This is a genomic window from Mesorhizobium norvegicum, from assembly GCF_004919685.1.
In the GTDB taxonomy this organism is placed as follows: domain Bacteria; phylum Pseudomonadota; class Alphaproteobacteria; order Rhizobiales; family Rhizobiaceae; genus Mesorhizobium; species Mesorhizobium norvegicum.
Map to the genome: position 1 here is coordinate 21,589 of NZ_SMYZ01000134.1, position 6,469 is coordinate 28,057.

A 6,469-nucleotide genomic window follows, 5' to 3' on the forward strand; every position below is an offset into this window, starting at 1 on the left:
GATGAAGATATGGCAGGCCAGGCAGTGCAAAGTGCTGCGGCGACCGGCTTGCCCGAAGGGCAGGCCCTCGAACCCGTAACCGTGGCCGCGAACGACGCCTATTCGGCGCGATTGCACACCAGCCTGGAAGCAGCCAGGCCGCTCTGGCTGCGCTACGAGGCGGACGGTGTGTGCACCGCCCACCAGCATTATGCGTGGGCCGAGGGAATCGTCGCACGACTGATGCCGAAAGGTGCGGACGTGCTCATCGTGGAGGTGAACGACGCCGCGACGGGTGCGCCCCGGATGCTGGTGCCGCTGATGCGGCGACCGGCTTTCCGCCATCGGGTGATCGAATGGCTGAGCTGTGGCGTTTGCGACTATTCGGCACCGCTGCTGGCCGATGCGAGCCCATGGACGAGGCAATCCGCACAGGCCGCGTGGGCCGCGGTGCGTTCCGTGCTGCCGCCGGCGGACCGCATCAACATCACGGGAATTCCGCAATTGATCAGCGGCGTCGCCAACCCGCTGGCCTTGCTCGCGGCCACACGCGATTCCCTCCATACCAGCTTCGGCCTGGCTATCGACGGCGACCCGGAAACCGTCCTCAAGCGTCTATGCAGGCCATCCTTCGTCAAGGCCTTCAACAAGGACTGGCGCCGGATCGAACGGCTCGGCGACGTGGAACTGGTCGAGGCAAACACACCGGCCCTGGTGGAGCTCATCTTCGGCAGCCTGGTCCGGATGCGGCTCAGCCGCTTTCGCGAATTGGGCCGTTTCGACCTGCTGACGCAGGGGACGGCTGTCGACTTCTATCGAAACGCCGCTCTCGAGGGGCTGTCGGATGGATCGGTGCGGCTCTTCGGGCTGCGCGTCGGTGAAGTTCTGATCGCGGTCCAATATCTGCTGATCCATCAAGTCACTGTTCATGCTCTGCTGATATCAATCGAGCAGGGCGCGGTGCCCAACGTCTCACCGGGGCTTCTGATCATGGGCAAGTTGATGAGCTGGGCGCGCGAAAAGGGTTTCGATTATTTCGACCTGTCGGTGGGCAACCAGAGCTACAAGGAACATATGGGCGCCAAGGGTTCGGTCCTGCGCGAGCTTTGCCACGGGATTACGGTGCGGGGCAATGCCGTGAGCACCGCCCTCGAGGTCCGCAACAAGACCGAGGTGTTCGTGCGCTCCAAACCTCGGCTGCTCAAGACGATCCAGGGACTGATGCGGGGTTTGCGGCGCTTGCGTGGGGGGCCGGAATGACAGGACAAGCGCGTGGCAGGCCGGGCAATGCAAGTGGCTGCGATGACGGACGATGGGCCGATTTCCCCGATTGCCGCCAGCGCCGGCGCCGGCGCGTGCTATACGGCGCGGCTGCACACCAGCTTTGAGACCGTCAAGCCGCTCTGGCTGCAACACCAGGCGGACGGCGTCTGCACGGCCCATCAGCACTATGCCTGGGTCGAAGGAATCGCCGCGCGGCTGATGCCCAAAGACGCCGACCTGCTCGTCGTCGAGGTGAGCGACACTGCTACGGGTGCGCCGACCATGCTGCTGCCGCTGATGCGGCGCCGGGCCCGCGGCCACCACGTGATCGAATGGCTAAGCTGCCGGGTGTGCGACTATTCGGTGCCGCTGCTGGCGGATCCGAGAGCGTGGACCAGGCAGAGTGCCGACGCCGTCTGGGCGGCGGTCCGCGCCGTGCTGCCGCCGGCCGATCGCATCCATATCGCGGGAATCCCGCAGCAGATCCACGGCGTGGCCAATCCGCTGGCGCTGCTTTCGGTGGCGCGCGACTCCATCCAGATCACCTCCGGCCTCGTCCTGCATGGCGAACCGGAGACGCTCATCAAGCGCATCTGCAAGCCGTCCTTCGCCAAGACCTTCCACAAGCAGTGCCGCGCCTTCGAACGGCGTGTCGGCCTCGCTCTGGTCGAGGCCGACACGCCGGCGCTGACCGAGGAGCTTTTCGACACGCTGCTGGAACTGCGGCTGAAGCGCTTTCGCGAGCTTGGGCGTTTCGACCTCCTGACGCAGGCCCCGGTCGTCGACTTCTACCGCCAGGCGGCGCTGCAAGGCCTGTCCGACGGATCGGTGCGGCTGTTCGGGCTGCGCGCCGGTGAAGCCTGGCTCGCCTCCATCTATGTGCTGGCCAGAAAAGGCACGCTTCACACCCTCCTGCTCGGCATCGACCAGAACGCGGTCGCCAATGTTTCACCCGGTCTGACGACGATGGGCAAGCTGATGATGTGGGCGCGCGGACAGGGGTTCGACTATTTCGACCTGTCGGTCGGCAGTCAGGGCTACAAGGAACATATCGGTGCCGCGAGCTCGGTTCTGGCCGAGATTTGCGAACCGATGACGGTGCGGGGCAGGGCTGCGAACGCCGCCATTTTGCTGCGCAGCCGGACCGAGCGCTACGTGCGCTCCAATCCGCGGCTGCTCAAGACCGTTCGAAGCCTGACGAGCCGCTTGCGGCGATTGAAGGACTGAAGGCAGCTATCCGACCTCGCCTGGCTTGACAAAGCCCTGGTCAGGGCCTCACGTGCCGCCAGCCATTTGGGCTTTGGGGATTTCAATGAAAAAGACTTACGAAAAGCCGACGCTCAACAAGCGTCAGCAGCTCTCGCACGTCACAGCGGTGTACGCCGGGTCGGTACCACCACCATCACAATCCTGACAGGCAAACCGCCGTTCGACGATCAAACCCGCCGCCGCAAGGTGGCGGGTTTTTTGTCCTCTGATCCCGGTACAGAGCGTATGATCTCGAAACAGCTTTGGGACACCGCGTATCGATCCGTTCCAGCATCCACCGGCACGTTGCTCAATCGCCTGAGATCGTGGACGGCGACAAGAACAAGCTCCTGTTGGGGGCGTTCATGCGCCTGTGGCCTTGCCCAGCAAACCAACGCTTCACATCGCTTCCGACTCGAAAAGCAGCATCATGGCATCGTCATCTTCAGGCGCGTATTTGCGCCGGTCGACGGCGCAAGCCTTGCCGATCTCGCTGGCAAATGCCGCACGAATGGCGTCCAGGCTGTCGAAATAGAGGGTCGCGACGATGTAGGGCATCTCGCCTGGCGACAGGTTCACGATCGGCCGCTTGCTGACATCATAGCGCCGCAGCCCGGGAAGCTGTTTTGCGAGCGGCAGATGGATGTCGAAATAGTGCCGGTCGAAGGCGGCCGGATCGGCCGGTGTTTTGTAGATGACAAGCATTTTGGCCACGGTGTACTCCCTTTGTCTCGCATGATCGGCGCTGCGATGTTCGTTGGCGCCGCACCAGTGTCGTTCGCGAGGAGCGGATTTCGACAAAGGGGGCGGATTTTTCGCAAAACCGACAGCATGACGCCGTCCCCTCGTGATATTTCGCGCACCGCCTTGCGACGATCGCGACCCATCAAACCCGCCGCCGCAAGGCGGCGTTTTGCATGGCCCAGGTGCAGCAGACGGCACCGCGCCACCGCGCACGACATCAAGCCGTTTGCACCAAAATTGACAGGAGATCGCGTCTCCGTCATCCTTGAGCCCAGTCGCCAGGCTGCGGACAGCGGCCGCGTTGCGTGTCAGGCGACCGAGGGCAACGTCATGTTCAGTCCCGTCATCGGCCAGAATTCCAAGCGCGCCGCGGTGCGCAAGGCGCTCGACCGCCACAAGGTCTACATCACCGCGCAGAGTTTTTCGGCCGGCACCTACCAGGCCCGCGTTCTGGTCGACGGCGAGGCTTATTGGGTCGATGAATTCCGGTTGAGCCAGCTGCAGCAAGGGCTGTCGCCGGCGGAGCTCGAGTTGACGCCGGCCACCGACGATTGAGAGCGTGACTTCCATCCGTTCGTACCGCGCCGGGAAATCCGAAATGCTGGCAGGACAGAGGGGGGTGTGCAGGAACGCGGCGCTGGGAAGGCGCACCTGCCACCGCCGCTGCCGCCTGAGCCATGCCGCCCCCCGCCAAACTCAAAGCCTATCGCGCCAAGCGCGAATTCTCGAAGACGCCGGAACCGGCCGGTGGGCTCATTGCCGGCGACGGCAACCGCTTCGTCGTCCACAAGCACCACGCCACCGCAGACCACTATGATCTGCGCCTGCAGGTCGGCGATGTCTTGAAGAGTTGGGCGGTACCGCGCGGGCCTTCGCTCAATCCGGCCGACAAAAGGCTGGCGGTCCAGACCGAGGACCATCCGCTCGAATATATCGACTTCGAGGGCGTCATTCCCGAGGGCGAGTATGGCGGCGGGCCGATGATCGTCTGGGATACCGGCACCTGGGCGCCGATGGACGACGTCGAAAAGAGTTTCAAGACCGGCGCCTTCAAGTTCCGGCTGGCCGGCGACAAGCTCAATGGCGGCTGGATGCTGACCAGGCTGAAACCGAAACCCGGCGAGGATGCTGAGAAGAAAAACTGGCTGCTGTTCAAGGAGCGCGACCTTGCCGCCGACACCGCGCTCGACATCCTCACAGCGCGGCCGGAAAGCGTCAAATCCGGATTGCGCATCGAGGAGCTGGTGGCGCCGGCGAAACCGGCGGCCAAACCCGCACCCAGGCAGGGTTCGCTGAAGCCAGGCACGCTGCCGGGCGCGTTCAAGGCCCCGGCACTCAGCCGCATCGAGCCGCAGCTGGCGACGCAGGCGCCAAAACCGCCCGATGGCGAGGACACCAAGAGCGGTACGGGCGAGGTCTGGCTGCACGAGATCAAATTCGACGGCTACCGCACCATGGCGCATCTCACTGACGGCGTGGTCAAGCTGATCACCCGTGGCGGCATCGACTGGACCAAGCGCTATGGCGACCTGCCGCATGCCTTCGCCAAGCTGCCGTGCCGCGATGCCATCATAGACGGCGAGATCGTCGTGCTCGACGCCCAGGGCATCAGCCGCTTCGCGCTGTTGCAGGATGCGCTGGCCGAAGGCGCCGGCAGCAGGCTGCACTTCTACGCCTTCGACCTTCTCTATCTCGACGGCTGGGACCTGACCAAGGCGCCACTCATCCGGCGCAAGGCGCTGCTGGCACAAATGCTGTCCGGCCTCGGCGCCAATTCCGCCATCCAGTTCTCCGACCATGTCGAGGGCTCCGGCCAGGGGCTCTACGACCAGGCGTCGGAACTCGGGCTGGAAGGCGTCGTCTCCAAGCGCGCCACCGCAACCTACCAGAGCGGCCGCACCAAGAGCTGGACCAAGACCAAGGCGCTGAAGAACGGCGACTTCGTCATCGCCGGCTATACGGTCTCCGACGCGGCCGAGGGGCTCGCGGCACTGGGGCTTGCGGAGTTCGAGGATGGCGAGCTGCATTATCGCGGCAAGGTCGGCACTGGCTTCGACAGCGAGACCGCGGCCGACCTGCTCGCCCGGCTGGAGCCGCTGACATCGGGCGCGACGGCGCCCGAAGGCGTGCCGCGCGAAATCATGCGCGAGATGAACTGGGTCAAGCCGCTGCTCTCGGCCCGCATCCACTACGCCAACCGCACGGCGGACAATGCGCTGCGCCACGCGGTGTTTCGCGGCCTGCGCGATGTCGGCCTGTCGACGCCGGTCTCGGCCAAGCGCAAGCGGCTGATCTCGGAGGCTGATCTGGCCACCATCTGGGTGACCAATCCGACGCGGCGGCTGTTCGGCAAGACCGGCCCGACCAAACTCGACATTGCCGTCTACTACGCGCTGGTCGGCGACTTCATGCTGCCGCACATTCTCGGCCGGCCAGTGTCGCTGGTGCGCTGCCCGACCGGCCTGCCGAAGGACTGTTTCTTCCAGCGCCATGCCTTCACCGGCATGCCGCCTTCGGTGGTGACGTTCGAGGCGACCAATTCCGAGGGCGAGACCAAGTCCTACCTCTCGGTCGAAGGGGCGAAAGGGTATCTGGCGCTGGCGCAGTTCGGTGTCGTCGAGTTCCACACCTGGGGCACCCACCGCACCAGCCTCGACAGACCTGACCAGATCGTCTTCGACCTCGACCCGGGCGAGGGGATTTCCTGGCGCGAGGTGGTCGAGGCGGCGGTGCACATCAAGGGTGAACTGGAAGGGCTGGGGCTGGTGCCCTTCGCCAAGACGTCCGGCGGCAGCGGCATCCACATAACGGTGCCGGTGACGCGCAAGCAGAACTGGAAGAAGCTGCACCAGGCGACCAGCGCCATCGCCACGCATCTGGCGGCAACCGCGCCCGACACCTTCACCACCACCATGGGCAAGGACAATCGCAAGAAGCGCATCTTCATCGACTATCACCGCAATGCGCGCGGCCACACCTCGGCAGCACCTTACTCGCTGCGCGCCCGCACCAACCTGCCGGCCTCGACACCGGTGAGCTGGGCGGATCTGGAAACAATCGATGCGCCGCAGGATCTGAACTATTCCTCGCTGCCGGGGCTGTTGGCGACGTCGGGTGATCCGTGGGCGGAGATTGACGAGTTCGCGCGGGATTTGCCGGTGTTCGCGGGGGCGATGTAGCGCTGCCGGCTAGGAGCGCAGATCGGAAGCGTTGCGATCCGTCACACCCCCCTCTG

General features: G+C 64.8%; 5 protein-coding genes. 4 read left to right on the forward strand and 1 reads right to left on the reverse strand.

Annotated features, from left to right (window positions below; genetic code table 11):
• The first annotated feature begins 9 nt into the window (after window positions 1-9).
• Both FCU66_RS38050 and FCU66_RS38055 read left to right on the forward strand, forming a co-directional pair.
• Complete coding sequence (locus FCU66_RS38050) at window positions 10-1,239, forward strand: GNAT family N-acetyltransferase (RefSeq protein ID WP_136621915.1); 1,230 nt, start codon at window positions 10-12, stop codon at window positions 1,237-1,239.
• A gap of 27 nt (window positions 1,240-1,266) precedes the next feature.
• Window positions 1,267-2,469: a GNAT family N-acetyltransferase gene (locus tag FCU66_RS38055; protein WP_136621939.1), complete on the forward strand. Its 1,203-nt coding sequence runs from the start codon at window positions 1,267-1,269 to the stop codon at window positions 2,467-2,469.
• 420 nt (window positions 2,470-2,889) lie between these two features.
• On the opposite strand, the gene FCU66_RS38060 is transcribed toward FCU66_RS38055, so the two are convergent.
• Window positions 2,890-3,195 (reverse strand): EthD family reductase, encoded by a 306-nt coding sequence (locus tag FCU66_RS38060; RefSeq protein WP_246094192.1) that lies wholly within the window; start codon window positions 3,193-3,195, stop codon window positions 2,890-2,892.
• A gap of 369 nt (window positions 3,196-3,564) precedes the next feature.
• On the opposite strand from FCU66_RS38060, the gene FCU66_RS38065 reads away from it, so the two are divergent.
• Both FCU66_RS38065 and ligD read left to right on the forward strand, forming a co-directional pair.
• Window positions 3,565-3,789, forward strand: a complete 225-nt coding sequence (locus FCU66_RS38065) for a hypothetical protein (RefSeq protein WP_136621917.1) — start codon at window positions 3,565-3,567, stop codon at window positions 3,787-3,789.
• Between the two features lie 122 nt (window positions 3,790-3,911).
• On the forward strand, window positions 3,912-6,413 hold the full coding sequence (gene ligD / locus FCU66_RS38070; RefSeq protein WP_136621918.1) for a DNA ligase D: 2,502 nt from the start codon (window positions 3,912-3,914) through the stop codon (window positions 6,411-6,413).
• The last annotated feature ends 56 nt before the right edge of the window (window positions 6,414-6,469 follow it).

Bases quoted from the DNA above. Each gene is read 5' to 3' on its own strand.
- FCU66_RS38050 (WP_136621915.1), top strand. From the start codon at position 10: ATGGCAGGCCAGGCAGTGCAAAGTGCTGCGGCGACCGGCTTGCCCGAA.
- FCU66_RS38055 (WP_136621939.1), top strand. From the start codon at position 1,267: ATGCAAGTGGCTGCGATGACGGACGATGGGCCGATTTCCCCGATTGCC.
- FCU66_RS38060 (WP_246094192.1), bottom strand. From the start codon at position 3,195: ATGCTTGTCATCTACAAAACACCGGCCGATCCGGCCGCCTTCGACCGG.
- FCU66_RS38065 (WP_136621917.1), top strand. From the start codon at position 3,565: ATGTTCAGTCCCGTCATCGGCCAGAATTCCAAGCGCGCCGCGGTGCGC.
- ligD (WP_136621918.1), top strand. From the start codon at position 3,912: ATGCCGCCCCCCGCCAAACTCAAAGCCTATCGCGCCAAGCGCGAATTC.